The following is a 26,317-nucleotide window of genomic DNA, read 5'->3' as shown; positions in this document are numbered from 1 at the left end:
CGTCCGGTCGGGCGGCAATTCGGCTTTGTCGTCTTGTTAATGGCTCTCGCGGGGTGCGGGGGCGGGCAGTCCGCGCTCAATACGGCGGGACGCGAGGCGGCTTCCATTGCGCTTCTTTTCTGGGTGATGCTGTGCGGTGCGGTCGTGCTCTGGCTGCTGGTCAACGGGGCTTTCTATTACGTGTCACGCATCGCCCCCGGCCGTTTGGATACGCGTCATGCGCGTTCTGTCCTGATCGGCGGTGGAATTGTTCTGCCGGTCGTTGTCCTGACCGCGCTGCTGGCCTGGGGGCTGAGCATCCTGCCCGATCCGCGCCGTCCGGGCGACGGGCTGGTTGTCAGGGTGACGGGCGAGCAATGGTGGTGGCGGGTGGAATATTGGCCCGAAGGCGCCGAGACGCCCATCGTCACGGCCAATGAAATCCGCCTGCCCGCCGGGCAAAGGACGGAATTCCGGCTTGCGGCGGACGAGGTCATCCATTCCTTCTGGATACCGGCGCTTGGCGGCAAGATGGATATGTTTCCGGGTCGCGAGACGATGATCAGCCTCGCGCCTGAACGGCCCGGCGTCTATCGCGGCCAATGCGCCGAATTCTGCGGTGCAAGCCATGCCTGGATGGCCTTTGCCGCCGTGGTCATGCCGCCGGAGGCGTTCGACGACTGGCTTGCGGCGGAGGCTGCCGATGCCGTGCCGCCGACGGATGAGGCGGCGTTGCGGGGGCAGGAGGTGTTCTTGTCCGAAGGCTGCGGTGCCTGCCACACGGTGCGCGGGACCGAGGCGGTCGGCACGGTCGGTCCGGACCTTACCCATATCGGCAGTCGCAGGACACTGGGAGCGGGGCGCAGCACCGTGACGCTGGAAAACCTCGGCACCTGGATCACCCATACCGAGGCGCTGAAGCCCGAGGTGCGCATGCCCAGCTATGCCCTGTCCGAGGGCGATCTGGCCGACCTGACGCAATATCTGAAAGGGCTGAAATGACTGTGCGCGAAACCGGCCTGCCCAGACCGGAAGGGCCCTATCCCCCGACCGAGGCCATGCTGGCCGAGCCCGTGCCCGAGGACGTTGCCAAGGCTCAGGCGGAACGGCTGCGCGCGGCCTGGGCACCGCCCACGGGCTGGAGGTACTGGACGGCGGTGAACAATACCAAGGTGGGCAAGTGGTATTGCCTGACGGCGCTGGTATTCATGCTGCTGGCCGGGGTGATGGCGCTCATTATCCGGCTGCAACTGGCGGTGCCGGAAAACGATCTCGTGTCCGCCGACCGGTTCAACCAGCTTTTCACCATGCATGGTTCGGCGATGATGTTTCTCTTTGCCGTGCCGATGTTCGAGGCGATCTCGATCCTGTTGTTGCCGGGGTTGCTGGGCGCGCGGGACATGCCTTTTCCGCGGCTTTCGGCGTTTGGCTACTGGTGTTTTCTGATTGGCGGGGTTTTCGTCATCGGGTCGATCTTTTTCGATGCCGCCCCGCGTGCGGGGTGGTTCATGTATCCGCCTCTGGCCACCAAGGATGACGGGCCGGGATCGGATATCTGGCTGCTGGGGCTGTCCTTCATCGAGATTGCCTCGATCGCGGCGGCGGTCGAACTGATCGTCGGCTCGCTGAAATGCCGCCCTCCGGGGATGCGGGTCAATATCATGCCTCTTTACGCGTGGTATGTGCTGGTCGTGGGCGGGATGATCCTGTTTGCGTTCCCGCCGCTTATCGCGGGCGATTTCCTGTTCGAGCTGGAACGCTCCTTCGACTGGCCGTTCTTCGATCCCGAGCGGGGCGGCGACCCGATGCTGTGGCAGCACCTGTTCTGGATCTTCGGCCACCCGGAAGTCTATATCGTCTTCCTGCCCTCCATCGCCATCGCCGCGATGATCGTTCCCACTGTCGCGCGCAGGCCGATCTTCGGCTATTCCTGGATCGTGCTTTCGGCGGTCGGCACGGGGTTCCTGAGTTTCGGACTCTGGGTGCATCATATGTTCACCACCGGGCTGCCGTCGATCTCGCTCGGCTTCTTTTCGGCGGCCTCGGAGGCGGTGGTGATCCCCACGGGCATCCAGATATTCGCCTTCCTTGCCACGCTGATGGCCGGGCGGGTGAAGATGACCCTGCCGATGCTCTGGATTTCGGGGGCGCTGGCGATCTTCACGATGGGCGGGCTGACCGGTGTGATGCTGGCGCTGGCCCCTTTCGATTTCCAGGCGCACGATACCTACTTTATCGTCGCGCACCTGCACTACACGCTGTTTGGCGGCATGGTGTTTCCGGTGATCGCGGGGGTCTATTATTTCTACCCGTTCTTCCGGAAAAAGCTGATGTCCGAGCGGCTTGGCCGGTGGGCCTTCTGGCTGATTTTCACGGGCTTCAACCTGTGTTTCCTGCCGATGCACCTGACCGGGCTCTGGGGTATGCCGCGGCGGATCTATACCTATCCGACGGGGCTGGGCTGGGACGGTCTGAACCTGATTTCGACGCTGGGGGCCTTCGTCGTGGCCGCGGGGTTCGCGATCTTCGTCTGGGACCTGATCCGGCCCAAGGGCGGCCAGCCGCAGATCCCGCGCAACCCGTGGGACGCAGGCACGCTCGAATGGACCCATGACGTGCCGGAAGAGGTCTGGGGGGTGCGCTCGATTCCGCATGTGACCACGCGTTACCCGCTCTGGGATCAACCCGGCATGCAGGGCCGGATGGATGCGGGGGGCTTCTACCTGCCCGATGCGCGGGAGGGGAAACGCGAGATTCTCATTACCTCGGTCATCGACGCCGAGCCGGTACAGGTTCAGCGCGTCTCCGGGCCGACCTGGATCACCCATCTTGCGGCGGGGTTCACCGGCGGGGCCTTCATCTTTCCGACCTTCCACTGGTACCCGCCCGCCATCGCCTGCGGGGTGCTGGCGATCTGCTGCATCATCTGGTGGCTCTGGACCTCGACCGCGCGCCCGCCCGAGACGGATATCAAGGATGTCGGGCTGGACCTTAAGTTGCCGACCTATGCCGCCGGTCCCGCGTCTACCGGGTGGTGGGCGATGTGGATCACCATGCTGGGGGATGCGACGGCCTTTGCCTCCCTGATCTTCGGGTTCTTCTTCTACTGGACGGCCTCGCCCGATTTCCCGCCGGAGGGCGCGGTGCATGCCGCATCCGGGCTGATCGGTCTCGCGGCTGTGGGGTTTGCCGCCACTTGGGCGCTGACCGTCGGGGGACGGCGGCTGAACCGGGTGCAGGCGGTGGGCGCGGCGCGGGCCTGTCTTGCCTTCGCGCCGCTCATGGCGGCGGGGGGCGCATCGGCGCTGATCGGCTCAGTCTGGCCGCTGGAGCCCTCGGCTCATGTTTACCCGGCGGTGCTCTGGGCGCTGGCGATCTGGGTCGCGGCGCATTGCGGCGTCGGGGGGATCATGCAGCTCTATTGCCTGGCTGGATCGCTCTTTGGCAAGCTGACGCCGCGCTATGACGCCGACATCTGGAACGTTTCGCTTTACTGGCATTTCGTGACCATTGCGGCCTTGGTGACCTGTGCCGTCCTGGGCCTGGCCCCGGGGGCGCTATGAGTGAGGAACATCAGCCGCGCCGGGAAGAAGACGCAAAGGAGTTCGCCGAGGAACAGGCGAGTCTCTTCAAGATCACGTTCGGGCCGCTGATCTGGGCGGTGCATTTCGTTGTCTGTTATGGGCTGGTCGCGGTGACCTGCGCCAAGGGCTGGGACATTTTCGCGACCCGTCTGGGGCTGGTCTTGTTGAGTGCGCTGGCGCTGGGCGGGATCGGTTGGGTCGGCTGGTCGGCGTGGCGGCAGTGGAACCCCTCGCGCACCGGCGATCCTATGAACCGGGGGAGCCGGGCCGAGGACCGGCATCATTTCCTGGGGCATGCCGCCTTTCTGCTGTCGATCATCTCTCTCATTGGCGTTGTCTTCGTGTCCATGCCGCTGATCCTGATCGGGGGCTGCCAATGAAGTTTTGTTTTCTCCTTCCGGGACTGGCCATGCTGGCCGCAGTCTGGTTTGCGCCTCTCGATGCGGTGCTGCCGGAGTTCGCGCTACACATGCTGCGGCACATGACGCTGGTGGCGCTGGCCGCGCCACTGATCGTGCTGGGCCTGCCGCGCCTTGCCGGCGGGCTGGCGGTATCACCGATGGCGGCGGCGCTGGCGGAGTTTGTCGTGGTCTGGGCATGGCATCTGCCGGCGGCGCATGCGCTCGGCCGGTTGCAGGCCGTCGGGTTCGTTGCCGAACAGGCCAGTTTTCTGGCTGTCGGCCTGATGGTCTGGACCGGATGCCTCAGGGCCGACCGACCGCTGGCGGGGGCGGGCGGCCTGCTGCTGACCTCGATGCACATGACCCTTCTGGGTGCGCTTCTGGTTCTCGCACCGCGCGATCTTTACGCCGCGCTATGCGGCACGGCGCCTGATCTTTCGGGCCAGCAGATCGGGGGGATGTTGATGCTGGCGATCGGCACGCCTGTCTATCTGGTCGCCGGGCTGTGGCTGACGGGGCAGGCGCTGCGGGAAAGGGGGGCGACATGAGGGCGGTTCTGCTAACCTTGGCCGTGTTGGCGGCCCTGGGGCTGGCCGGTGCGGTGTCGGTGGTGGGGCTGGGGCTTTACAACGTATCGGCCCATGCCGGGCACTGGCCGGGTGTCTCGTGGATATTACACACCACGTTCCGCAATTCCGTGCGGTTGCGCGCGCCGTCGATGGAGGATGCGCCGCGGCTGGACGATCCGGATCTGATTGCCCTCGGAGCGGGGCATTACGCGACGGCCTGCGCGGGATGCCATGGTGCGCCGGGCGTTGCGCGCACCGCGACGGTTCGCGCGATGGTGCCGGAGCCACCGCTGATCGGGGAGGCCGTGGAAAGCTGGCGACCGAATGAGCTTCACTGGATCGTCGAGAATGGCGTGAAGATGAGCGGGATGCCCGGCTGGCCCGTGCAGGGCCGTGGCGATGAGGTCTGGGCCGTGGTGGCCTATCTGGTGTCCGTGCGTGAAAGGATGGCGCCTGCCCTGCCCGCGAATGATGGGGCAGGGGTGGCGTATTGCCGGACCTGTCACGAAAAGATTGGCGGGCCGGTGCCCCGGCTTGACATCCTGGACGCGGAGTACCTGGAAGCACAACTTGATCTCTATGCCTCGGGGGCGCGGCCGGGCGGGATCATGGCGCAGGCGGTCAGCAGGGTGCGGAAAGACGATTTCGGCGCATTGGCCCGCGAGCTTGCGCAAGGCGACGCCCCGGTGTTCGCCAGGGATGCACCACGGCTGGATGGTGGCGACGGCGCGGCACTGGCGCGGCGTGGAAACAGGGATGTTCCGGCCTGTCTGGCCTGTCATGGCGATACCGGGAAGGGGCCTGCCCTGTTCGGACAATCGCAGGACTATCTGACTACGCAGTTGAAGCTGTGGCGGGACGGCACCTATGTGCACGACAACAAGATGCATGCCGCAGCCCGCGACCTCACCGATGCGGATATCGACGCGCTGAGTCGGTATTTCGCCAATTCGGCTGAGTAGGGGCGGGGTATTCGCGATTATATCTGGATATCCTCCCCCGCAATGTCGGGTTTTCTGAGAAACAACAGGTGTCCTGCGGAATATTCCGGGATGCGTCCATCCCGACAGGCCGCTGCGGTCCTGGTGCTGGTTGCGGATTGGATTGAACTGGCGGATTCCAGCCGTTTTGGGTTCTTGGCCGCCGAAAAGTGGGAACATCCGGCTCGGTGTATCGGTTGCATTGTCAGGATAAACGAAAGCCATGACCATGTCCGAGTTTCAGAAACTGCGCACGCCAACGGGAGGCTGGGTCTCGCCGGAAGAGCTTCATGACGTTCTTGCTGAAGAAGGGTATTCGGGCACCGAGCGAAAGACGTTTCTGAAGTCGCTGCTTACGGAGCTTGCGGCAGACAGCGCGCATTCTTCCACCATCGAGGGCGCGAACCGGGCGCTGCTTGAGGAAGTTCGCTCGATCCTCGAAACGGAACAGGCAAAACAGGGGAATGTCCCGATGGCGAAAGACGAACTCTGAGCATCGGCGGCATGCGTCCAGATAAGGTGACCGTATCGGCTGGCCGTTCTATGCCTGTTGCCGGCGGGACATTTCATGCCGCAGGTCGGCGATGATATCTGTCGGGTCGATACCAAGCTCAAGCAGCCCCGGACACTGGGCTTCGGCGACATTGTCTTTGCGCATCAAGGCGACTTGCGACCGGGTCAGCGGCGCGCCGGGCAGGCGTTCGGTCAGGGCGGCAAGACCCTCCCATATGGCGAAAGGCACCGGGACGGGCCAGACAGGTTGCCCGCCAGCTTTCGCAACGCGTCGCACCAGATCCGCGTAGGTGTACACCACTGGCCCGCCGAATTCGTAAAGTGGTTCGGGTTCCTCCATCGTTAACAGTTTTGCAATGGCGTGCGCGACATCCTCGCGGTGAACCGGCTGTAGCCGGGTATCGCCCTGTCCGAAGAGGGGAAAGACGGGCTGCCTACGGGTCAGGCCGAGAATCGTCGACCGGATCGCATCGTCCTGGCCCACCATGACCGATGGCCGCACGATGGTGGCGAAGGGACAGGCGGCCAGCACCGATGCCTCGCCACGCCCCCGCGCCTTTATGAAGGGATCGCCCGACGCGGCATCCGCGCCAATCCCCGAGACATGCACGAACCGCTTGAGGCCCGCCGCCTTCGCCGCCTCTGCGAGGCTGGCGGCCCCTTCCACATGGACAGCCTGAAATGTCGTTTTCCCGCTTTCCAGGTAAAGGCTGACGGCATTCACTGCGCCGTCCACGCCTTCGAGCCCGGGGCGGATCGTTTCGGGGCGAAGAATATCGGCAGGGATCGGGATGACCTTGCCGGGGCTGTCGTCCTCTTGCCGGGCGGCGCCCGGATGGCGTGCGACGAGGCGAACCTCGTGTCCGTCCGCTTTCAGCCGCCGCACGATGCGATTACCCAGAAAGCCGCTGCCACCGAAGATCGCGAAAATTGCCATTTGGGTCCTCACCGCGCGGTTGCGCGGCTCCTGCGTGGGCCGCCCCCTGCGCGGGTTTATCAATTGCATGTCCGGTTCTGAACAGGCGCGGCGCCCGGATGTTCCCGACCGGCGGCAATATCCGCCGGAGCCCCCCGGCAGTCGGCGGAAACATGCAGACCGAAATGACTGAAGGGAACGGGATGGTCCTCTGGGCGGTTCCTTGTGCAACGGGCTGTGGCCCGAAGAGGAGGAACTGGTACAATGGCGAAACCGTCCGCCGCGAAACGATCCCGCGCCAGGAAACTTGTCTGCATTGTCGGATCGGATGACTTCCACCAGTCCATGATCGGCCGGGTGCCGGAAGCGAAGAACTGGCGCCTTGAGCAGGTGTTGCATCGTACCGATGTGCAGCCATCCCGCGGAGCTTTCGATTTCGATGCCCTTTATGCCAAGGCCCGTTCCATCATCGACGGGTTCGACAGGCCGCCGGATGCTATCATCGGCCATCTCGATTTTCCGGTGACGGCGCTGGTCAGCCTGCTGTGCCGTCACTATGGCCTGACGGCGGCATCGCCCGAGGCCGTCGCCCGGTGCGAGCACAAGTTCTGGATGCGTGAAATCCAGCGGAAGGTGCAGCCCGAGCGAACGCCGAAGGTCCGCGCCGTCAACCCCTTTGCCCCGGATGCTATCGACAAGGCCCCGATGCCCTTTCCCTTCTGGCTGAAGCCGGTGAAGGGGCATTCTTCGATGCTCGGCTTCCGGGTGCGGGAGGCGTCCGAGTATGGCCGGGCCCTGCATGCGTGCAGACAGGCGATCCATCGGTACGGAGAGCCGTTCAATGCCTTTCTGGCCTACCTGCCCGAAAACACTCGCCCCCCGAACGGCGTGGACGGCAATTATGCCATCGCCGAGGAGTTGATCTCGGAAGAGCAGCTTTTTACCATCGAAGGCTATGTTCACAAGGGAAAAGCCACGGCTTACGCTGCCATCGAGAGCCGGCGAACCGGCAAGCATATGTCCAGCCTGTCGAGCTATCACTATCCCGCCGAACTGCCGGAAAAGGTTGTTGAGGCCGGTCGGGAGCAGGTGGCCGAGGTGCTGGCGCAGGTCGGTTTCGACAACGGCCCGTTCAACGTGGAGTTCTTCCATGATCCGGCCTCCGGCAGGCTCAATCTGCTGGAGATCAATCCGCGCCTGTCGAAATCTCATTCGCCGCTGTTCGAGATGGTCGACGGATGCACCCATCACAAGCAGGCCATTCAGCTTGCGCTTGGCCGGAAACCCGACAAGCCCGCACGCAAGGGAACCAGCCCGATGGCGGCCAAGTTCATGGTGCGCAGCCACGAGGCGAACGGCATCGTGCGCCGCGTGCCCGGCCAGGACGACATTGAACGCCTGCGCCGGTTGTTACCCGATATCGTCGTGCAGATGCTGGTCGAAGAAGGCCAAGACCTTGCCGATCTGGCCGATCAGGACAGCTATTCCTTTGAACTCATGGATATCTTTTTGGGCGGAGGCGACGCCGAGTTCATCGCGGATGCACATGACCGCTGCCGTGACTCGCTGGCCTTCCTGATTCAGCCGATGCCGCGGCATCGCGTGCGCTAGGAGTAAACCCAGGTCACCCGGAACAACGGAGGCGCGATGCAGACAGTTCACGAATTTCCCGAAGAGATCATCGAGGAGGAAAACGTCTTCATCCCCGTCACCGACGGCCTGCGGCTGGCGGCGCGCATCTGGCGACCCAAGGGCTCGGACAAGGTACCGGTTCCCGCGATCCTGGAATACATACCCTATCGCAAAAGGTTCGGCACCGCCGTCCGTGACGCGCATACCCATCCCTATCTGGCGGGTCACGGCTATGCCTGTGTGCGCCTCGATATCCGTGGCAGCGGCGAAAGCGACGGTGTACTCACGGACGAATACCTGCAAAGCGAGCTGGACGATGGCGTGGCCGCCCTGCACTGGATCGCGGATCAGCCGTGGTGCGACGGGAACATCGGCATGATGGGGATATCATGGGGCGGTTTCAACGGGCTGCAAATCGCCGCCCTGCAACCCGAGCCGCTGAAGGCCGTGGTCACCATGTCCTCCACCGACGATCGTTATTCCGACGACATACACCACATGGGCGGCTGCCTTCTGGGCGACAACCTGTCGTGGGCTTCGGTCATGTTCTCATACAATACCATGCCGCCCGACCCGGCGCTGGTGGGCGAACGCTGGCGCGAGATGTGGTTTCAGCGGCTGGACGGTTCGGGCCTCTGGCTCAAGACCTGGCTCCAGCATCAGCGGCGCGACGCGTACTGGCACCACGGTTCGGTGCGTGAGGACTATTCCGCGATCAAGGTGCCGGTCTTTGCCGTCAGCGGTTGGGCGGACGGCTATACGAACTCGGTCTTCCGGCTGATGGAGAACCTCGACGTGCCGCGCAAGGGGCTCGTGGGGCCGTGGGGGCACATCTATCCGCACTTCGGGCGGCCCGGTCCGGCGATCGATTTTCTGTCCGAACTCCTGCGCTGGTGGGACCGTTGGCTGAAGGGGCTGGATACCGGTGTCGAACGCGACCCGATGATCTGCGCCTGGATGCAGGACAGTGTTCCTCCCAATCCCGAATACGACATGCGTCCGGGCCGCTGGGTCGGGGAAACGAGTTGGCCCTCGTCCGGCGTCACCCCCGAGCGTTTCATCCTGGCCGAGGGCAGAACACTGCGTCCTGTAACCTTGGCCCCGTCGCATAAGGAGGACGGGGTGGACCTGAATGTGCAATCCCCGGTCACGCTCGGGCTTCTTTCGGGCAAATGGTGTTCATATGCCAACGGGCCGGATCTGGCCGGCGATCAGCGCGGCGACGATGGCGGCGCGCTGGTTTTCCAGACAGCGCCGCTGCAAGAGGACATCGAACTGTTGGGGGCGCCGGAGGTCGAACTGGAACTGGCCAGCGACCGGCCCGTCGCTATGGTCGCGGTGCGGCTGTCGGACATGCGCCCGGATCATCAGGTGACACGAATTACCTACGGGATGTTGAACCTGACGCACCGTGACAGCCGCGATCATCCGCAGGAGATGGAACCGGGCCGCTTCTATCGCGTTCGCGTGCCGCTGTGCTATGCCGCACAGCGGGTGCCGAAGGGTCACCGCGTCCGGCTCTCGGTCTCGACGGTCTACTGGCCGCTGGCTTGGACCCCGCCCGAGCCGGTGCGCCTCACGATCCGGACCGAGAAGAGTGCGCTTACGTTGCCCTGCCGCGGCCCCGTGGACACCGAACCTGTCCCCGGTTTCGGCGAGCCTGTGCAGGCCCTCGGCCCGGCGGTGACCTCGCTCGCGCCGCCCGGGCATGAATGGATGATCCGCCAGGATCTGGGCCGCCGCTGGACGGAATTGCGCGTGACCGACGATCGTGGCGTGATGCGGCTGGACGATATTGGTCTGACCGTCGGTGCGCGGGCGGTGGAACGCTATGGTGTGCGGCCCGGTGATTTCACCTCGCCCACGGGCGAGACGGAATGGGTCAGGACGCTGGAACGGGGCGACTGGCGGATCGAGACCCGCACACGCACGCGCCTGACTTCGGATTGCGAGAACTTCTACCTGACGGCGGAACTGGACGCCTGGGAGGATGGCGCCCGAGTCCGTTGTCTCAGTTGGAACGAAACGATCCCGCGCGACATGGTCTGACAGAACCCGCGGCTGGAACTTCCCGGGCGCGTGGCTGTTACATAAGGGACATGAAAGGAGAACTGTCATGACTCCGCCCGACACGAACCTGAACAAACAGAAGCGCCGCCACCGCGGCCCCCTTATCGGAATGGGCCTGGTGGCCGTCTTCGGGGTCGGTCTCATCCTGTACTGGATCGCCGAACTGATCGTCGGGGCGCCGGGGCCGGAAGACATCGAAGAACAACCGGCCCCCGCCGAGATACGCGAGGGTGATGTCGAGGTGCCCGACGATGCGCCGTCCGAGGCGGTTGAGCCTGGTGACCCCGATGTAGAGGTCGATCAATAACTCCCCCGGACGGGCCGCAGGCAGGCGGCCACGTTCACGCCGAGATTTCTTCGAGCGCGGCTCCGGCGGCGGAAGGATCGCCATTACGCGACAGATCGCCCAGCGACACGATCCCCACCAGCCGCTTGTCGCGATCCACAACCGGCATCCGGCGGACCTGCTGTGCGCCCATGTTCCGGGCGACCTCGGCGACCTCCTGATCCTCGTAGCAATAGAGCACGTCGGGTGACATCACTTCGGTCACCGCGCTGTCGGCCGATCTGCCCTGTGCGATACCGTTCACGACGATATCGCGGTCAGTGAGGGTGCCGACGAGCCGGTCGTTCTCGCCGACTGGAATGAATCCGGTTCCGACACGCTGCATGATCTCGGCGGCCTCCCCGATGGTTTGCTGCGGCGTTGCCGTGACGGCGTGCTGGCTCATAATCTCTCGGACTTGCATGTCATCCTCCTTGGGTTTGCGGATGCGGTTCCTGGTTCGCATCGCTCCGGGGAACAGCACCTGGCGGAAAATGTTCCGAAGCCCGTCAGCGGAATGCCGCTTTCGGCATGTCCGCGCCGGAACCCGTGCCGACCCCGGCGCGTTGACCTGGACAGGAAGGAAAGGACTGGCCCCGTGTGAGCGTGCGGAACGACATTGTCGATCTCATCCCCGCCCTGCGATCCTATGCCTGGGCACTTACCCGGCGCCATGAGGATGTCGACGATCTCGTACAGGATACCCTGGTCAAGGCTATCGGCAAGATCGACAGTTTCAGCCCGGGAACCAACCTGCGAGCATGGATGATGACGATCATGCGAAACACCTTTCTGAACGATATCGCCAAATCGAAGAAATTATCGACCGGGGCGGAAGATTGTATTTCGACCGGCGTTTCGACGCCCGCGACGCAGGATTGGCAGGTGCGGGGGAGGGAGTTGATGAATGCCGTTGCGCGTCTTCCGAGGCATTATCGCGAGATGCTGATCGTGGTGGTCATGCTGGGCGAAAGCTATCATACCGCCGCCGAGATGTTTGGCGTGCGGATGGGAACTGTGAAAAGCCGTGTGAACCGGGCCAGGGCGATGGTCATCGCCGATCTGGAGGCCCGCGCGCCCAACGATCCGCTCAATGAAACGGCGGATGAAAGTACGGCTTTGGCCCCGGTAAACTGACCCCCGGATTCAATTTGGGAATCGCGCTGCCGGATCGTGCCCGATCCGTTGCGATCCGGCGACGACTCGGGGGGACAGTCATTCGATGACCGCGCAGGCAATGCGTTCGCCAGCATCTCCCGAGGGTTGGCTTTCGTAGTCGTCGGCGCCGCCATGGAGAACCAGGGCGCGACCTGAGACGTTGTCCGACGGGCCGCCAAGGAAGGCGTAGGTGTTCAGAACCTGCGCCTTCAGGGTGCCGTCAGCGGCAACATACTGGTTGGGCATGTCGCCGGTGTGGGGCCCGCCAGTCATGAGAAGCCCATGGTTGGTTTCCGAGATGGAGAAATGCCCCCCGGCGGATTCGAAACCGTCGTCGGCGTCGCATTCTCCGGTCTCGTGGATGTGGAAGCCATGCCAAGTTTCCGGCGGCAGGTTCCGCAGGTCAAGCTCGATCAGGAGCCCGGCCGGGGTGCCGGTCAGCATGGCCGTGCCGGTCTCGGCTCCATCTGCGTTGGTGAAGGTCACCTCTTGCTGGTTGTCCTGAGCTACCACCGGGCCTGCAAGTGCAAAGAATGCCGCCGAGCCGAGCAGCAGCAACGGGCGGGAGGGGTGTGGTCGTGAAACTGTCATTCGTTGGTCCTTTCCTCTATTCCGGCCAGTTGCCGGGCTGGTCTTTGCAGGCACGGGAACAGGTGACGAAGATGTTTGTTCCAAGAGGTCGGAATTGGCTGGACCGGCCCGGCGGAGTGTCGGAACATGCCTGTGCCGCGGTTGTCCTGCGCTGAAAGCCCGCTGCGCGAGGTTTTCATCCCGCCGAAGGGTGTATCGGGCAGGGCGATGTCGTGAATCCTGATAAACTTCTGACGATTCACTTCGAATTTCTGTTACGAAGATCCTATTGAACCCGTATCCTGCGGGTTGGGTGACCCGAAGCGGCCCATTGCATAGCAAAAGGACACATCTTGAGGTTCCGCGACATCGAAAAACATATCGTCCTAGGGTCCCGCTACCTTTCCTTTGCCGCCGTCATGGGGTCTCTGGCAGGTTCGGTCCTGATGTTCTTCCTTGGGCTCTTCAACATCTACCGCGCGTTCGCGGAAGGGTTGCAGGTGCCCACGAACGAGGAAGACGATACCGGTTTCGGATCGGAGGCGGTCATCAGTGTCATCGAGGGACTCGACCGTTTCCTGATCGCCATCGTGCTGCTCTACTTCGCTTATGGGGTCTATTCGCTCTTTCTGCATCCCAACAGCACGCAGCGCGAACTGGCCCTGCCGGAATGGCTGAAGGTAAAGCAGATCGGTCAGTTGAAACAGGTGGTCGCCGAAGTGATCATCGTCGTGCTGTTCGTGCTGTTTCTCAGGGTGGCATTACAGGCTTTCCATTCCCCAAACGCGACCCTCGAGTGGAACCAATTGGCGACGCTGCTCGTGCTTCCGGTCAGCGTGTTCTTGCTCGCCTGTGCGCTTTGGATGGTGCAGCTTCACCCCAAGTCCACGAGCGACAAGGACGATACCAGGCAGGATGATGGCTGACCTCAGCAGCCACCGGACAGATTCAGGGGGCGAGCCATGGAGGGTTTCACGGCGCGAAGGGATCATTCGCCATCTTTGGCCAACAGGTGCCACCGACGTTTCTGCCGCCCCAGGATCAGCACCACAGGCATACCGCCCCGTTCCGCTCATGCTCCAAGGGCGCGCAGGCCCATCCAGAGGCCCATGAGCATCATCATCAGGTTCTCGGTCAGCGAGATGAAGCCCAGCGGCACGTTGGTATCGCCCCCGACGCAGGCGCATTTCAGCTCCCGCTTGTCGATATAGACCGCCTTGATCACGCTCACCGCTCCCACGGTGCCGATGAACAGTGCCACCGGCGCAGATATCCATGTCAGCATGCCCGCAGTCATCAGGATACCGGCGAGAGCCTCGCCGTAAGGGTAGATCTTTCCATAGGGCACCCAGCGTTGTGCCAGAAGGTCATAGTTCAGGAACATGGTCGAGAACTGCTCGACATCCTGCAACTTCTGGATCGCCAGGACCGTCATTGAAAGCGAAATGAACCATTGCAAGCTCTGCCAGGTCAGGATCGTGCCGAACTGGCGCCAAGCCAGCCCCAGAGCCAGAAGCGCACAGACCGAGAAGATTGCGATAACCGGGCGATAGGAGGTATCGCTTTGCTCCTCCTTCGGCGGGTCGATGCCAAGAAATATGCGCAGATCGTCGTGTCCGCCAATGCGTTCGCCATCTATGAAGGTCTGCGGCGTTGTCTCGACGTCGTGCGCCTGCATGAAGGCTTCGGTCTCATCTCTGGTCTTCAGGTGGTGATCCTCGACCTCGTAGCCGTTCCGCTTCAACATATCCTTTGATTTCAGGCCGTAGGGGCAGGTGTGATCGGGCATGACCATCCGATAGAGCGTCGCGGTTTTGTTTGTGTCCTCGGGCATTTCTTGCTCCTCAATTCACACAGTTGAACTGGCCACGAAACCCGGTCTCGTAGCTGGGTCCGGCGCTAATTGTCAGGTCATACAGCCCGTCCTCTTGTGTCTGACGCACCGCTGCGGAGATCGGCGCAGCCGCAAATCCGTCGCCTTCGGCCTCCAGTCGAACCAGATCGCCGCTGATCCGGATCAGGGCGGCGTCATCGGCGCTGACAAGCACGGGCGGGCTGCTGGCGGTATAGGTGAAGCGGCAGGTCCCGCCATCGGGGAAGACTTTCGCAATATCGTCTTGCGTCAGGTATTCCGGATCGATCGTCGCCAAAACCTCGGTTTCCAGGGCATCCCGGGCATTCGTGAGTTCAGGAGCCGGTGCGGCGGGGTTTTGCCGTGCTTCTCCATTGGCTGTGATGTCGGAGATCAGATAGCGCATCTCGGCGATCTCCTTGTTCTGCGCATAGATGATATCATCGGCAAGAGTGCGCACGCGCGGATCGGTAATTTCGGCCCGCGAAGACGTCATGATCGCGATGGAATGGTGCGGAATCATAGCGCGCAGGTAGGATTGATCCTGTACCGTGATCTGGCTGCGGACGAGCCACAGGGCGCCTGCAAAGACGATGATGGACCCTGCGAAGATAGCGATGTTCAGGGTGCGGTTCTTGTACATGCCCACCATGAAGGACAGCATCACAAATCCCATCACGGCCCCCATGACAATTGCCATGTAGGCCCGCGTCTCCGACCAGAACACATGATCGGCAAGATAGGTGTTCAGATACATCAACCCGAACATCAGCAGCGTAGAGGTCGAAATCATAAGGAAAAAACGAATATAGGCCATCGGAGTCTCCTTGTCTGTTCATGGGGTCAACAACCCTCCAGCGGCTGGATGTTCCCGGAAAAGTGAATTTTTTTACGCTGGGCCAGTGAACCCTTGATCATATCGACGATCGGGACGGCGTTCAGCGACGAGCGGTATATCGCGTCGAGGTTTTCAAACCCCGAAAAGATGCGCCGGTATCCTTTCAGCCCTCGAAACAGGCTTTCGGCCTCTTTGCGGCGTTTGCAGATGATCCCGCTCCGATCCCAGTCGATCGGCCGATGCGCGACCAGTCATGTGTCTCTGAGCGGTCTCGCGAAAGGGAACGGATGTCTTCGAAGGCGTTGTCGAAGTGGCGGACGGAACGAGATAGAAAGCCGATTACAAATTGTGCGTTTCTGAAGGCCGCACTCTACAGGTGCGCCGATTCGTAAATTCCGTTCGCGCAAAACTCGTTCGCCAAGGCCGCCGTTTGGGCGGCTTTTGTTTGTTGACAGGAATTGTCGGAATACGTAGGGCAACGTCAACAATTGCCATTTGCGCGACGCAGCCCGCGGTTCCGCCAGCTATCCATCACGGTTTTCAGGACGAGGGAAGGCCAGGTATCATGACATGTTCTGCCCTTGATCTGCATGTATATGGGACGATGCAGCGCACTTGAAGCGTGTCCCGAAGCGTTTTAACCCGATTACGCCGTTTGCGGATGCGCGGCAGAGCATACGAGGTATCCCATGGCCGACGATATCACTACGATTCTCCCTCAGACGGACGCTGTTGCCGGGATGGTGCAGAATACCGCTCTGGGCGGGGCAGGAAGCCGGTTCGATACTGTTGTCGAGTTTATCGTGCTGGGCGGTCCGGCGATCTGGGCCATTGCCGCGGTTTCGGTTGTCGCGCTGGCGCTGATCCTGTGGAAGGTCTGGCGGCTGGCGATCATGGGCGCGTGGATCGGTGGCGGACATGCGCGCCGCGCGGTCGAGCTGTGGGCGCAGGGCGATGAGGATCGGGCGCTGGCGCAATTGCAGGGGCGGCGCACCTGCCGGGCGGTTCTGATCCGCGCGGCGATGGAGGCGCGGCGCGACCCGACGCTGGACGCGGATGCAGCGCAGGCCGAAACCGAGCGCGTGGCGCGTAATTTGTTGGCGAAAGCGCGCGGCGGGCTGCGCCCGCTCGAACTGATCGCGACCATCGCGCCGCTGCTGGGGCTTCTGGGCACGGTTCTGGGCATGATCGCGGCGTTTCAGGCGTTGCAGGCGGCGGGCAGCCGGGCCGATCCGGCGATTCTGGCCGGGGGCATCTGGGAGGCGTTGCTGACCACGGCGGCGGGCATGGCGGTGGCGATCCCGGCGTCGATGGCGCTGACATGGTTCGAGAGCGTGGTGGACCGGCTGCGTCTCGAGATGGAGGATTTCGCCACCCGCATTTTCCTGCGCTCCGTGCAGGGCGAGGACGGCGCGGCGATGGCGCGTGCGGCCGAGTGACATGTTCGCCTTCGGTGACACCAAACCCCGCAGGAAGCCCAGCCTGACGCCGATGATCGACGTGGTGTTCCTGCTGCTGGTGTTTTTCATGCTGGCCTCGCGATTCGGGATGGATATGCAGGTGCCGCTGAACGCGCCTGGCGCGGGGGCGGAGCAGCCTTATTCCGGGCCGCCGCGGCTGGTGGATATCTTGCCCGAGGAACTGCGCCTGAACGGGCAGGAGATCGCGCGCGATGCCCTGCCGGCGGCGCTGGCCGATCTGGTGGGTGATCCGGGCGATACCATCGTACTGCGCGCCCGTGACGAGGCGCGCTTGCAGCGCGTGGTGGACGTGATGCAGGCGTTGAAGCAGGCCGGGTTCACGGCGCTGGTGCTGGTGGAGTAGGCCGATGCAGTTTTCCGAACCGCCCCGCCGTCACCCTCCCGAAAGCATCGTTCCGATGATCAATGTGGTGTTCCTGCTGCTGATCTTTTTCCTGATGACCGCGCAGATCGCCCCGCCCGACCCGATCGAGGTGACCCCACCGAGCGCCACGCAGAAGCTTGACCCGACGGAGGGCGAATTCACGCTGTATCTGGGGGCGGAGGGCGATCTGGCCTTTGGCGAGGCGCGCGGCGAAGAGGCTGCACTGGCCGCGTTGCAGGCCGCGAAAGAGGCCTATTGCGCCGATGGCGGCTGTTCGGACACGGTGCCGCCCCCGCCACTGATATTGCGGGCCGATGCGAATGTGCCGGGGGCAACACTGGCCGCGCTGATGCCCCGGCTGGCGCAGGCGGGATTCGCGGAAATTCAGCTTGTGACGGTCTCGCAATGATGCGCACGCTGGAATTCGGCGGTTTCCTGGTGCTGGCCGTGGTGGCGCATCTGGCGGTCGTACTGATCGGGCCGCGCACCCAAGGGGTGGCCTCGTCCGGGCAGGCGGGCGAAACGGCGGTGTCGATCCAGGTGTCGGACGGGCAAATCGCCGATATGGTGGCGCAGTGGGAAACCCCGCCCGAGGTGCCCGAGCCGGTCGAGGCCCCGGACATGCCCGAGACCGCCGCGCTGAACGAGCCCGAGTTGCCGCCGCTGGAACAGCCGGAGCGGCTTGCGGCCCCCGCCGCCCCCGTGGCCCCGGCGGCGCCGGGCCTTGCGGTGCCGCAATCCGACAGCCTGCCGGATGCCTCCGTCACCGCGCCTCCTCCTCCGCCGGTGCAGCGCCCGGACCCGGAACTGGAACGATTGGGCGAGACACGCCCGCAAGTGCGTCCCGAGCGGCCTGATCCGCCAAAGCAACAGCCCAGGCGCGAGCCCGCGCCGAAGAAACAGGCGAAGAAGGCGGATAAACCAAAGAAGGCAGCGGCCTCCAGCGCGGCGCAGCGTGCCGCCGGGCAGGGGCAGGGGGCGAATGCGGGCAATGCCCGGCAAACTCAGGCGGCCACGCTGAGCGCGGGACATATCCAGAGCCTGACCGCCCGCTGGGGCGCGCAGGTGCGCCGCCAGATCGAGCGGCGCAAGCGCTATCCGTCGGCGGCGCGCGGGGCGTCGGGCACGGTGACGGTGCGCCTGACGGTGGGGCGCAACGGCAGTTTGCAGGGCGTCGGGCTGGCGCGTTCGTCGGGCAATGCGGCGCTGGATCAGGCGGCGCTGCGCGCGGTGCAATCCGCCGGGCGGTTCGCGGCGGCGCCCAAGGGGCTGACCAAGGCCAGCTATACCTTCACCCTGCAAATGCGGTTCAACCGCTGACCCTTATCCGACTTGCCGTCCCCGGCTCCAGACCGTGCGCACCACGGGGGTGCCGTTGATATCGCGGATGCGCAGCAGATCGGCGCGCTGACCCGCGATCAGGTGGCCGCGATCCGTCAGCCCCGTCACCTCGGCGGGGGCGGCGGTGACGGTGCGGATCGCACGGGGCAGATCCCTCCAGACCTCGCCCAGCCGGAAGGCCGAGAGCAGCAGCGCCGAGGGCACGTAATCGGACGACACGATATCCAGAAGCCCGCGCCCGGCCAGGTCGAGCGCGCTGACATTGCCCGAATGCGAGCCGCCCCGGATGATGTTGGGCGCCCCCATCATGATCGCCACGCCCTGTTCGCGGCAGGCCTCGGCAGCTTCGATCGTGGTGGGGAATTCGGCAAAGCCCACACCGTTGCCATGCGACGCGGCGACCTGTTCGGCGGTGGTGTCGTCATGGCTGGCCAGAACCGCGCCAAGGCGATTGGCTTCGGCGATGGCGCCGGTTTCGTGGGCGTCGCCCAATTGCGCGCGCAGTCCCTTGAGATGGGTCACATGCGCCTCGAACTCGGTGTCGTTCATGCCGCGTTTCTTGGCGATATAGGTCTTGAGCTTGGACAGGTCGCGGAATTGCCGCTGACCCGGTGTGTGATCCATCAGGCTGACGATGCCGATGCGGTCCTCGGGGGAGAATTCGGCCAGTTCCTCGAGCAGGGTTTCCGAGCAGATTTCGGCCCGCAGGTGCAGGAAATGGCTGATCCGCAGGGCGTCGGCGCGGCGCAGGGCGAGGATTTCGTCGGTCAGGGCGCGGGCGTATTTCACATAGCCGCCCTTGCCGGTGTGGATCGAGCCCACGCGCATCGCGTCGAACACCGTGGTGATCCCGGTCGAGGCCAGTTCGCCGTCATGGGCAAGGATCGCCGACAGGTGCGGCCAGTCGACCGAAGGGCGCGGCTCGATATGGCGTTCGAGATTGTCGGTGTGCAGCTCGATCAGCCCCGGCGTGATGTAATCACCGTCGCAGTCGATGGCCCCGGCTCCGACATGCGTGCCGGAGGCGATCTCGGCGATCCGGCCATCGGCCACGATCAGCGAGCCGGTCAGCACCTCGTCGGGCAGCACGAGACGGGCGTTGGCCAGATGCAGGATATCGGCGCCGGGCGCGATGGAAAGGTCGGCAGGGGCGGGCATGGCTGAGGTCATCCGGTTATTGTCCTTCTGTCAGTCGGGCCGGGGCGGCGAGGCCCAGCATGTGCAGGGCCCGATCCACGCTCGTGCCGATCGGGCCGTCATTGTGCAGCCTGTGAACCGTCAGTCCGGCGGGCAGCGGCTCGGTGCTGCGCGACAGGCGGCGGGCGATGTCGTCGCGGCCCTCGCGGCCCCGTCCGGCCAGACGCCGGGCCAGCGTTTCGGGGTTGGCGGTGATATGCAGCACCTCCAGTTCCGGGAAGACCCGCGCGGCCTCGTCCAGCACCGTGCGTGAGAGGTTCGCCATGCGCTGCGCGCCGCCCCGGACATCGTCGAGCACCGAAGCGGGAATGCCATAGCGCAGCCCGTGCGCGGTCCAGTGCAGGCAGAATTCGCCCGCTTCGGCGCGGGCGGCGAACCCGGCCTCGCTCAGCGCGTCGTATTCCTCGCCGCCCAGGCCGGGGGCGCGGGTGATCGCGCGGCGCACCGGAACCAGCGCGGGCGCGGCCTCGGCAAGGCCGCGCATGACGCTGTCCTTGCCTGCACCCGACGGGCCGGCCACGGCGATCAGGCGGCCCGTGCTCATGCGGCCCTCGCGGGCGTAAAGACGGTCACGTCGATTTCACGGTCGCAGACGCGGTCGCGGGCGGCCTCGTCATGGAAAATCCCGACAATGGCCGCGCCGCGCGCCTTGGCGGCTTCGATCAGGTCCAGAACGACCTCGCGATTGGTGGCGTCGAGGCTGGCGGTGGGTTCGTCCAGCAGAAGCGCGGGATACTCATGGGCAAAGCCGCGCGCGATGTTCACACGCTGCTGTTCACCGCCCGAAAAGGTCGTGGGTGACAGGCCCCAGAGGGTTTCGGGGATGTTCAGCCGTGTCAGCAGATCGGCGGCGCGGGCGCGGGCATCGTCCAGCGGCGTGCCGACGGCCAGAAGCGGCTCGGCGACCACGTCGAGGGTGGGCACACGCGGCACCACGCGCAGGAACTGGCTGACATAGCCCAGCGTATCGCGGCGCATCCTGAGAATGTCGCGCGGGGCGGCGTCGGTCACCACCGTGTCGCCCACGCGGATGCGGCCCGCCTCGGCGAGGTAGTTGCCATAGATCATCCGCATCAGCGTGGATTTGCCCGCGCCCGAGGCCCCGGTCAGGGCCACGCATTCGCCGTGCGCCACCGACAGGGTCGCGCCTTGCATCACGCGGATCGTCGCGCCGCCCTGATTGTGCAGGGTAAAGGCCTTGGACAGGTTTTCGATCTCGATCATGGGCTTTCTTCTTGCTCCAAATATCCTCGGGGGTCCGGGGCCAGACAGCTCCCGGCGGGTTCAGACCTGCAGCACGCTCGACACCAGAAGCTGCGTGTAGCCGTGTTGCGGATCGTCTAGCACCTGATCGGTCAGGCCCTGTTCCACCACATGACCCGATTTCATCACCATGAGGCGATCCGCCAGCAGGCGCACCACGGCCAGGTCGTGCGTGACGATGATCGCCGACAGGCCCATGTCGCGCACCAGTCCGCGCAGCAGGTCCAGCAGGCGGGCCTGCACGCTGACATCCAGCCCGCCGGTGGGTTCGTCCATGAACACCAGCCGCGGGCCGGTGACGAGGTTGCGTGCGATCTGCAGCCGCTGCTGCATGCCGCCCGAAAAGGTCGAGGGCCGGTCGTCGATGCGGGTGGGCGATATTTCGACCCGGTCCAGCCAGTCGGTCGCCTTGTTCCGTATGTCGCCGTAATGGCGCGCGCCCACGGCCATCAGGCGTTCGCCCACATTGCCGCCCGCGCTGACGCCCATACGCAGCCCGTCGCGGGCATGCTGGTGGACAAAGGCCCAGTCGGTGCGCGACAGCATCCGCCGTTCGGGTTCGGACATGGTGACGGTATCGCGTGGTCCCTCGGCGCGCGTGTCGAAGATCACCTGACCGCCGTCGGGTATCAGGTGCCCCGCCATGCAGTTGAGCAGCGTGGATTTGCCCGACCCGCTTTCGCCGACGATACCCATGACCTCGCCGGGGTAGAGGTCGAACGACACGCCGGTGCAGCCGACATGGCTGGCATAGAGTTTGCGGATGTCGCGCACCGACAGGAGGGGGGTGGTGGGTTCGGGGCTCATGCGGCGTCCTTTCCGCGATGGCCCTGCGCCTGCCGGGCTTCGCAATAATCTGTGTCCGAGCAGACGAACATCCGCCCGCCTGCGTCATCGGTAATCACCTCGTCGAGGTAACTGTCCGTCGCCCCGCACAGCCCGCAGGGGTGGTCGGCCCTTGAGGCTTCGAACGGATGGTCCTCGAAATCGAGGCTGACGACGGTGGTATAGGGCGGCAGGGCATAGATGCGTTGTTCGCGCCCCGCGCCGAACAGCTGGATCGCCGGGCAGTCCGTCAGTTTCGGGTTGTCGAATTTCGGGATCGGTGACGGGTCCATCACATAGCGTCCCTCGATCTTGACGGGGTAGGCATAGGCCGTGGCGATATGGCCGTGGCGGCTGATGTCTTCGTAGAGTTTCACATGCATCAGCCCGTATTCTTCGAGGCTGTGCATCTTGCGGGTTTCGGTTTCGCGCGGTTCCAGAAACCGCAGCGGTTCGGGGATCGGCACCTGATAGACCAGTATCTGCCCCTCTTTCAGGGTGGTTTCGGGTATCCGGTGGCGGGTCTGGATCACGCTGGCGGCGGTGGTTTCGGTGGTGACCTCAACCCCCGCCGTGCGGCGAAAGAAATTGCGGATCGACACGGCGTTGGTGGTGTCGTCGGCGCCCTGGTCGATCACCTTGAAACGGTCCTCGGGCGTCAGCACCGCTGCCGAGACCTGCACGCCGCCGGTGCCCCAGCCGTAGGGCATGGGCATTTCGCGGCTGGCGAAAGGCACCTGATAGCCGGGGATCGCCAGCCCCTTGAGGATGGCGCGGCGGATCATGCGCTTGGTCTGTTCGTCCAGATAGGCGAAGTTATAGGCTTGGTCGGTCACAACAGGCCCCTTTCGGTCAGGTCCGCCTCGAGGGTTTCGGGCGAGGTAAAGTGATGCCCCTGCCAGCCCGCGTCGCGCGCGCCCTTCACGTTGGCCGGGCTGTCGTCGATGAACAGGCAGTCCTGCGGCGGCACATCGGCGCGCTGACAGAGCAGGTCGAAGATGGCCGGTTCGGGTTTGCCCATCCCTTCGCGGCCGGACACGATGGTCACGCCGAACGTGTCGGTCAGGCGCGGATGCAGGGTAAGCCCGATGGGCCATGTTTCCGCCGACCAGTTGGTGATCGCGTGCACATCGTGGCCGCGGCGTTTCAGGCGGTTGACGATGTCCCACGTGCCTTCGATCGGTTCGCGCAGTGTCAGCGCATAGCGTTCGAGGTAGCGCGAGAACAGCATTCGGTCATCTGGATCGCTGATCTCCTGCGCCAGAGCGCCAAAGCGTTCGCCCCGGTCGGCGCGCGCGTTGCGCGCATGAAAGCCGGTGCGCTCCAGAAATGCCTGCGCCTCGGTGCGGCAGCCCAGATCGGGCAGGAAGGCGGCGACAGGGTCCCATTCGATCAGCACGTTTCCGATATCGAAGACCACGCTGGTCATTCGGCGGCCTCCTGACGGGATGTGTTGGCGGCCTCGGCGCGCTCGGCCACCTCGCGGCGCAGTTTGCGCACCAGTTCCAGTTCGGACTGGAAGTCGACGTAATGGGGCAGCTTGATGTGTTCGAGGAACCCGGTGGCCTGAATGTTGTCGGCATGGGACAGGACGAATTCGGCGTCCTGCGCCGGGGCGCCGGTGAAATCCTCGCCCAGTTCCTCCCATCGCAGGGCGCGGTCGACCAGCGCCATCGAGATCGCCTTGCGTTCGGTCTGGCCGAAGACCAGCCCGTAGCCACGGGTGAATTGCGGCGGTTCGGTTTTCGAGCCGGTGAATTGGTTCACGGTTTCGCATTCGGTCAGGGTGATGTCGCCGATCTCGATGGCGAAGCCCAGTTCGGGGATGTCCATCTCGACGCTGACCGCGCCGATGCGCAACTCGCCCACGAAGGCGTGGTTGCGGCCATAGCCGCGCTGTGTGGAATAGGCCATCGACAGGACAAACCCCTCGTCGCCGCGCGCCAGCGCCTGAAGGCGCAGCGCCCGTTCGGCAGGGAGTTCCAGCGGTTCGCGTGTCAGGTCTGGCGGGGGCGTATCATCGGCCGGAGCCTCTTCAATCAGGCCCTCGCGGTTGAGGAAGCCGGTGACATGGGGCACGTCGCCCGCCTCGGGGGGGCGTTGGGGGGCGTCCTGCGGGGGCTCGCCCTCAGCGGCCAGTTTGAAATCCAGCAGGCGGTGGGTGTAGTCGAATGTCGGCCCCAGGATCTGCCCGCCGGGCAGGTCCTTGAACGTGGCCGATATACGCCTGTCGCAGGCCATTGCGGTGGTTTCGACGGGGCGCGAATTGCCCAGCCGGGGCAGGGTGGTGCGATAGGCCCGGATCAGGAAGATCGCCTCGATCAGGTCGCCGCGCGCCTGTTTGATCGCCAGCGCGGCAAGGTCGGGATCGTAAAGCGAGCCCTCGGCCATGACGCGGTTGACCGCCAGCGTCATCTGTTCGCGGATTTGCGCAATGGACAGTTCGGGAACCGACGGATCGCCGCGCCGTTCCTCGGCCAGCCATGCGTGAGCGTTGTCGATGGCGCGCTCTCCGCCCTTGACGGCGACATACATTACAGCACCTCGGTGGAACGCGGCAGGGCGGCAAGGGCCTGACCGCTGGTGAACATGAAATCCAGCCCCAGAGGGAAGCAGGCGGCGTTCTGGCGGAACGCATCGCCGTCGGGCAGGGACAGGGTGGCGGTGTCCTGAATGCCGGGGCCGCGCAGGGTGGCGCCCTGCGCCGACAGTTCGGGCAGTTCGACGATCAGCGTGGCGGAGCGATCGGGATATTCCGCCGTGCCGCAGGGGAATTGCGAGAGCGGTAGCAAATCGTCCCAGTGCCCGATGGCAAAGGTGCAATCGCTTGCGCCGGTCAGCGGTGCGCCGGTGTGGAAGGCCAGCCAGTCGCGCACCGCCGGGCAATTCATTTCGCCGGCCAGGAACAGCGGCGTGTCGGTGTCGCACAGGGTCAGCACAACCGCCCCCGCCACCGGGGATAGCGGCGCGGGAGGCGTGGCCCCGGCAAGGGTTTCGATCCGTCCGGGGCGGGCCATGGCCTCCATCACCGCGCGGAATGCGGTTGCGGCCTCGATGGCCGGGTCGGCGAAGCCGCCGTCAAGCGTTGCGCTTTGCATCAATCCTCTCCTCGGACCATGGTGAAGAAATCGACCTTCGTCGCCGCCGCGCGGGCGGCGCGGCTGGTGCGGGCGCTGTCGGCCTCGGCCCTGAGCGGGTCCAGAACCCCGGCTTGCAGGGTGGTGGCCCGGTCGGTCTGCATCATGGCGTCGACCAGCGCGGCGGCCTCGGCATCGGGTTTGCTGCGGCCCTGGATATAGGCGTGGCCCACCGTGCCGCAGCGCAGGCGCAAGGCGCAGCGCGTTACGGTCATTTCGCCAAGGTTGAAGGGCGCGCCGGTGCCGCCGGTGCGGCCGCGCACCATGACGCTGCCGGTTTCCGGGTGGCGCAGCCAGTCGAAGCCGGGGCGGGCGCAGGTGTCGTCCAGCAGGGCCGCCACGCGGCCCGGCCCGGCCTTGGCCAGCAGGCCCATCCATGCCTGTCGCGGGCTGTGATCGGGGGCGTGATCTTTCATCTCGACAAATCCGTGCATTACTATACAACTATACACATTATACCGAAGCGGTAGCGATCAGGCCAGTGGGGATTTGTGAATTTTGGGTGACAAGCAGGGCAAGGCGGGCGGGAAAACGCCACTGTGGCAGGCCATTTCCAAGGCGCTGCGGCAGGATATTTTCGAAGGGCGTTACGGCCCCGGCGACAAGCTGCCGACCGAGGCGCAGCTTGCCGAGCGGTTCGGCGTCAACCGGCATACGGTGCGTCATGCCCTCGGGCGCATGGCCGAGGACGGGGTGGTGCGCTCGCGGCGTGGCTCGGGGGTGTTCGTGACGGCGCGGCCCACGGATTATCCCATAGGCCGCCGGGTGCGGTTTCATGAAAACCTGCGCGCCGCTGGGCAGCGCCCGGACAAACGCATCCTTCAGATCGAAACCCGCAGCGCCACGGCGGGCGAGGCCGAGGCGCTGGAGATCGCGCCTGGCGCGCCGGTCTGCGCCTGCCATGGCCTGTCGCTGGCCGACGATGCGCCCATCGCGGTGTTTGAAAGCGTCTTTCCGCTGGAGCGCCTGCCGGGGATCGCCGAGGCGCTCGAGGAGCAGCCCGGCGTGACGGCGGCGCTGCGGCAGGTGGGGATCAGCGATTATACCCGTGCCTCGACGCGGCTGACCGCCGTGGCCGCCGATGCCTCGCAGGCGTTGCATTTGCAGTTGCGCGAGGGCGATCCGCTGTTGCGCTCGACGGGGGTGAATGTCGCGCCCGATGGCAAGCCGGTGGAGTATGGCCGGACGGTGTTCGCCGGGGATCGTGTGACGTTGACACTGGAGGATTAGGCGGCGTCTGCATTTAGGGGATTCCCAAATCAGCCTCCGTTTGATTCAAGATCAAAAACGGGAGGCGATCTTGAGCAGACGGACTTTGACAG

29 protein-coding genes and 1 pseudogene are annotated in these 26,317 nt (G+C 64.6%); 16 read left to right on the top strand and 14 right to left on the bottom strand.

From position 1 onward, the window contains the following. Positions 1-39: 39 nt before the first annotated feature. The 6 genes from coxB to BUB53_RS20270 all read left to right on the top strand — a co-directional run bounded on the left by coxB (position 40) and on the right by BUB53_RS20270 (position 6,006). Positions 40-981, top strand: a complete 942-nt coding sequence (coxB, locus tag BUB53_RS20295) for a cytochrome c oxidase subunit II (protein WP_229709550.1) — start codon at positions 40-42, stop codon at positions 979-981. After that, positions 978-3,542, top strand: a complete 2,565-nt coding sequence (gene ctaD, locus BUB53_RS20290; RefSeq protein ID WP_073037591.1) for a cytochrome c oxidase subunit I — start codon at positions 978-980, stop codon at positions 3,540-3,542. Before coxB ends, ctaD begins: the two co-directional genes overlap by 4 nt. After that, a complete protein-coding gene (locus BUB53_RS20285; protein WP_073037588.1) occupies positions 3,539-3,943 on the top strand; it encodes a hypothetical protein in 405 nt (134 codons plus the stop codon). Before ctaD ends, BUB53_RS20285 begins: the two co-directional genes overlap by 4 nt. Continuing rightward, positions 3,940-4,512 carry a cytochrome c oxidase assembly protein gene (locus tag BUB53_RS20280; RefSeq protein WP_073037586.1) on the top strand — a complete coding sequence of 191 codons (573 nt, stop codon included), beginning with the start codon at positions 3,940-3,942 and terminating at the stop codon, positions 4,510-4,512. Before BUB53_RS20285 ends, BUB53_RS20280 begins: the two co-directional genes overlap by 4 nt. After that, a complete protein-coding gene (locus BUB53_RS20275) occupies positions 4,509-5,495 on the top strand; it encodes a c-type cytochrome (RefSeq protein WP_073037583.1) in 987 nt (328 codons plus the stop codon). Before BUB53_RS20280 ends, BUB53_RS20275 begins: the two co-directional genes overlap by 4 nt. Positions 5,496-5,736: 241 nt before the next feature. Then, entirely contained in the window at positions 5,737-6,006 is a 270-nt protein-coding gene (locus tag BUB53_RS20270) for a hypothetical protein (protein ID WP_073037581.1), read from the top strand. Positions 6,007-6,054: 48 nt separating this feature from the next. Here the strand turns inward: BUB53_RS20270 and BUB53_RS22600 are convergent, their stop codons facing one another. Next, complete coding sequence (locus BUB53_RS22600) at positions 6,055-6,963, bottom strand: complex I NDUFA9 subunit family protein (protein WP_073037579.1); 909 nt, start codon at positions 6,961-6,963, stop codon at positions 6,055-6,057. Positions 6,964-7,206: 243 nt separating this feature from the next. Here BUB53_RS22600 and BUB53_RS20260 point away from each other — a divergent pair, with 243 nt between their 5' ends. The 3 genes from BUB53_RS20260 (at position 7,207) to BUB53_RS20250 (ending at position 10,951) form a co-directional block, all read left to right on the top strand. After that, positions 7,207-8,553, top strand: coding sequence for an ATP-grasp domain-containing protein (locus tag BUB53_RS20260; protein ID WP_073037577.1), 1,347 nt, complete (start codon positions 7,207-7,209; stop codon positions 8,551-8,553). Positions 8,554-8,589: 36 nt separating this feature from the next. After that, positions 8,590-10,623, top strand: coding sequence for a CocE/NonD family hydrolase (locus BUB53_RS20255; RefSeq protein WP_073037575.1), 2,034 nt, complete (start codon positions 8,590-8,592; stop codon positions 10,621-10,623). A 67-nt stretch (positions 10,624-10,690) separates the two neighbouring features. Further along, the gene (locus tag BUB53_RS20250; protein WP_073037572.1) at positions 10,691-10,951 is read left to right on the top strand and encodes a hypothetical protein; all 261 of its coding nucleotides are present in this window, start codon (positions 10,691-10,693) and stop codon (positions 10,949-10,951) included. A 34-nt stretch (positions 10,952-10,985) separates the two neighbouring features. Here BUB53_RS20250 and BUB53_RS20245 read toward each other — a convergent pair whose 3' ends face one another. Continuing rightward, positions 10,986-11,393, bottom strand: coding sequence for a CBS domain-containing protein (locus BUB53_RS20245; protein ID WP_073037646.1), 408 nt, complete (start codon positions 11,391-11,393; stop codon positions 10,986-10,988). Positions 11,394-11,569: 176 nt separating this feature from the next. On the opposite strand from BUB53_RS20245, the gene BUB53_RS20240 reads away from it, so the two are divergent. Then, positions 11,570-12,106, top strand: coding sequence for a sigma-70 family RNA polymerase sigma factor (locus BUB53_RS20240; protein ID WP_073037570.1), 537 nt, complete (start codon positions 11,570-11,572; stop codon positions 12,104-12,106). A gap of 78 nt (positions 12,107-12,184) precedes the next feature. Here BUB53_RS20240 and BUB53_RS20235 read toward each other — a convergent pair whose 3' ends face one another. Then, positions 12,185-12,718 (bottom strand): superoxide dismutase family protein, encoded by a 534-nt coding sequence (locus tag BUB53_RS20235; RefSeq protein WP_073037567.1) that lies wholly within the window; start codon positions 12,716-12,718, stop codon positions 12,185-12,187. A 332-nt stretch (positions 12,719-13,050) separates the two neighbouring features. Here BUB53_RS20235 and BUB53_RS20230 point away from each other — a divergent pair, with 332 nt between their 5' ends. Further along, a complete protein-coding gene (locus BUB53_RS20230) occupies positions 13,051-13,623 on the top strand; it encodes a YqhA family protein (RefSeq protein WP_073037565.1) in 573 nt (190 codons plus the stop codon). Positions 13,624-13,769: 146 nt separating this feature from the next. Here the strand turns inward: BUB53_RS20230 and BUB53_RS20225 are convergent, their stop codons facing one another. Together BUB53_RS20225 and BUB53_RS20220 are read right to left on the bottom strand one after the other, a co-directional pair. Beyond that, the gene (locus BUB53_RS20225) at positions 13,770-14,531 is read right to left on the bottom strand and encodes a MauE/DoxX family redox-associated membrane protein (RefSeq protein ID WP_188745003.1); all 762 of its coding nucleotides are present in this window, start codon (positions 14,529-14,531) and stop codon (positions 13,770-13,772) included. 10 nt (positions 14,532-14,541) lie between these two features. Beyond that, positions 14,542-15,366 carry a DUF305 domain-containing protein gene (locus tag BUB53_RS20220; RefSeq protein WP_073037563.1) on the bottom strand — a complete coding sequence of 275 codons (825 nt, stop codon included), beginning with the start codon at positions 15,364-15,366 and terminating at the stop codon, positions 14,542-14,544. Between the two features lie 824 nt (positions 15,367-16,190). Here BUB53_RS20220 and BUB53_RS20215 point away from each other — a divergent pair. From BUB53_RS20215 to BUB53_RS20200, 4 genes and pseudogenes are all read left to right on the top strand, one after another. Further along, positions 16,191-16,826: pseudogene (locus BUB53_RS20215) on the top strand (MotA/TolQ/ExbB proton channel family protein); the annotation flags it as partial. A 1-nt stretch (position 16,827) separates the two neighbouring features. After that, positions 16,828-17,211: an ExbD/TolR family protein gene (locus tag BUB53_RS20210; protein WP_073037560.1), complete on the top strand. Its 384-nt coding sequence runs from the start codon at positions 16,828-16,830 to the stop codon at positions 17,209-17,211. A 4-nt stretch (positions 17,212-17,215) separates the two neighbouring features. After that, entirely contained in the window at positions 17,216-17,641 is a 426-nt protein-coding gene (locus tag BUB53_RS20205; protein ID WP_073037558.1) for an ExbD/TolR family protein, read from the top strand. Continuing rightward, positions 17,638-18,552: an energy transducer TonB family protein gene (locus BUB53_RS20200; RefSeq protein WP_073037556.1), complete on the top strand. Its 915-nt coding sequence runs from the start codon at positions 17,638-17,640 to the stop codon at positions 18,550-18,552. Before BUB53_RS20205 ends, BUB53_RS20200 begins: the two co-directional genes overlap by 4 nt. 3 nt (positions 18,553-18,555) lie before the next feature. Here BUB53_RS20200 and BUB53_RS20195 read toward each other — a convergent pair whose 3' ends face one another. Genes BUB53_RS20195 through phnG form a run of 9 tightly spaced genes read right to left on the bottom strand, consistent with a single transcriptional unit; the run spans position 18,556 to position 25,411 of the window. Beyond that, positions 18,556-19,731: an alpha-D-ribose 1-methylphosphonate 5-triphosphate diphosphatase gene (locus tag BUB53_RS20195; protein ID WP_073037640.1), complete on the bottom strand. Its 1,176-nt coding sequence runs from the start codon at positions 19,729-19,731 to the stop codon at positions 18,556-18,558. Between the two features lie 16 nt (positions 19,732-19,747). Further along, positions 19,748-20,314: a phosphonate metabolism protein/1,5-bisphosphokinase (PRPP-forming) PhnN gene (gene phnN / locus BUB53_RS20190; RefSeq protein ID WP_073037553.1), complete on the bottom strand. Its 567-nt coding sequence runs from the start codon at positions 20,312-20,314 to the stop codon at positions 19,748-19,750. Next, the gene (gene phnL / locus BUB53_RS20185; RefSeq protein ID WP_073037551.1) at positions 20,311-20,994 is read right to left on the bottom strand and encodes a phosphonate C-P lyase system protein PhnL; all 684 of its coding nucleotides are present in this window, start codon (positions 20,992-20,994) and stop codon (positions 20,311-20,313) included. Before phnL ends, phnN begins: the two co-directional genes overlap by 4 nt. A 60-nt stretch (positions 20,995-21,054) precedes the next feature. Continuing rightward, complete coding sequence (gene phnK / locus BUB53_RS20180) at positions 21,055-21,840, bottom strand: phosphonate C-P lyase system protein PhnK (RefSeq protein WP_073037549.1); 786 nt, start codon at positions 21,838-21,840, stop codon at positions 21,055-21,057. After that, the gene (locus BUB53_RS20175) at positions 21,837-22,694 is read right to left on the bottom strand and encodes an alpha-D-ribose 1-methylphosphonate 5-phosphate C-P-lyase PhnJ (protein WP_073037547.1); all 858 of its coding nucleotides are present in this window, start codon (positions 22,692-22,694) and stop codon (positions 21,837-21,839) included. Before BUB53_RS20175 ends, phnK begins: the two co-directional genes overlap by 4 nt. Continuing rightward, positions 22,691-23,287: an HAD family hydrolase gene (locus BUB53_RS20170; protein ID WP_073037545.1), complete on the bottom strand. Its 597-nt coding sequence runs from the start codon at positions 23,285-23,287 to the stop codon at positions 22,691-22,693. The genes BUB53_RS20175 and BUB53_RS20170 overlap by 4 nt, the downstream gene beginning before the upstream one ends. Next, the gene (locus BUB53_RS20165) at positions 23,284-24,393 is read right to left on the bottom strand and encodes a carbon-phosphorus lyase complex subunit (RefSeq protein ID WP_073037543.1); all 1,110 of its coding nucleotides are present in this window, start codon (positions 24,391-24,393) and stop codon (positions 23,284-23,286) included. The genes BUB53_RS20170 and BUB53_RS20165 overlap by 4 nt, the downstream gene beginning before the upstream one ends. Next, positions 24,393-24,956: a phosphonate C-P lyase system protein PhnH gene (gene phnH / locus BUB53_RS20160; protein ID WP_073037541.1), complete on the bottom strand. Its 564-nt coding sequence runs from the start codon at positions 24,954-24,956 to the stop codon at positions 24,393-24,395. The genes BUB53_RS20165 and phnH overlap by 1 nt, the downstream gene beginning before the upstream one ends. Next, positions 24,956-25,411: a phosphonate C-P lyase system protein PhnG gene (gene phnG / locus BUB53_RS20155; protein WP_073037540.1), complete on the bottom strand. Its 456-nt coding sequence runs from the start codon at positions 25,409-25,411 to the stop codon at positions 24,956-24,958. Before phnG ends, phnH begins: the two co-directional genes overlap by 1 nt. An 82-nt stretch (positions 25,412-25,493) precedes the next feature. Here phnG and phnF point away from each other — a divergent pair, with 82 nt between their 5' ends. After that, positions 25,494-26,225, top strand: a complete 732-nt coding sequence (gene phnF, locus BUB53_RS20150) for a phosphonate metabolism transcriptional regulator PhnF (RefSeq protein ID WP_084729369.1) — start codon at positions 25,494-25,496, stop codon at positions 26,223-26,225. Positions 26,226-26,317: the final 92 nt, after the last annotated feature.

Origin of the sequence: Roseovarius pacificus, from assembly GCF_900142665.1 — a bacterium.
GTDB classification, from domain to species: Bacteria; Pseudomonadota; Alphaproteobacteria; order Rhodobacterales; family Rhodobacteraceae; genus Roseovarius; species Roseovarius pacificus.
Note: the sequence above shows the minus strand (reverse complement) of the source record. Positions and strands in the feature narration are given on the sequence as shown.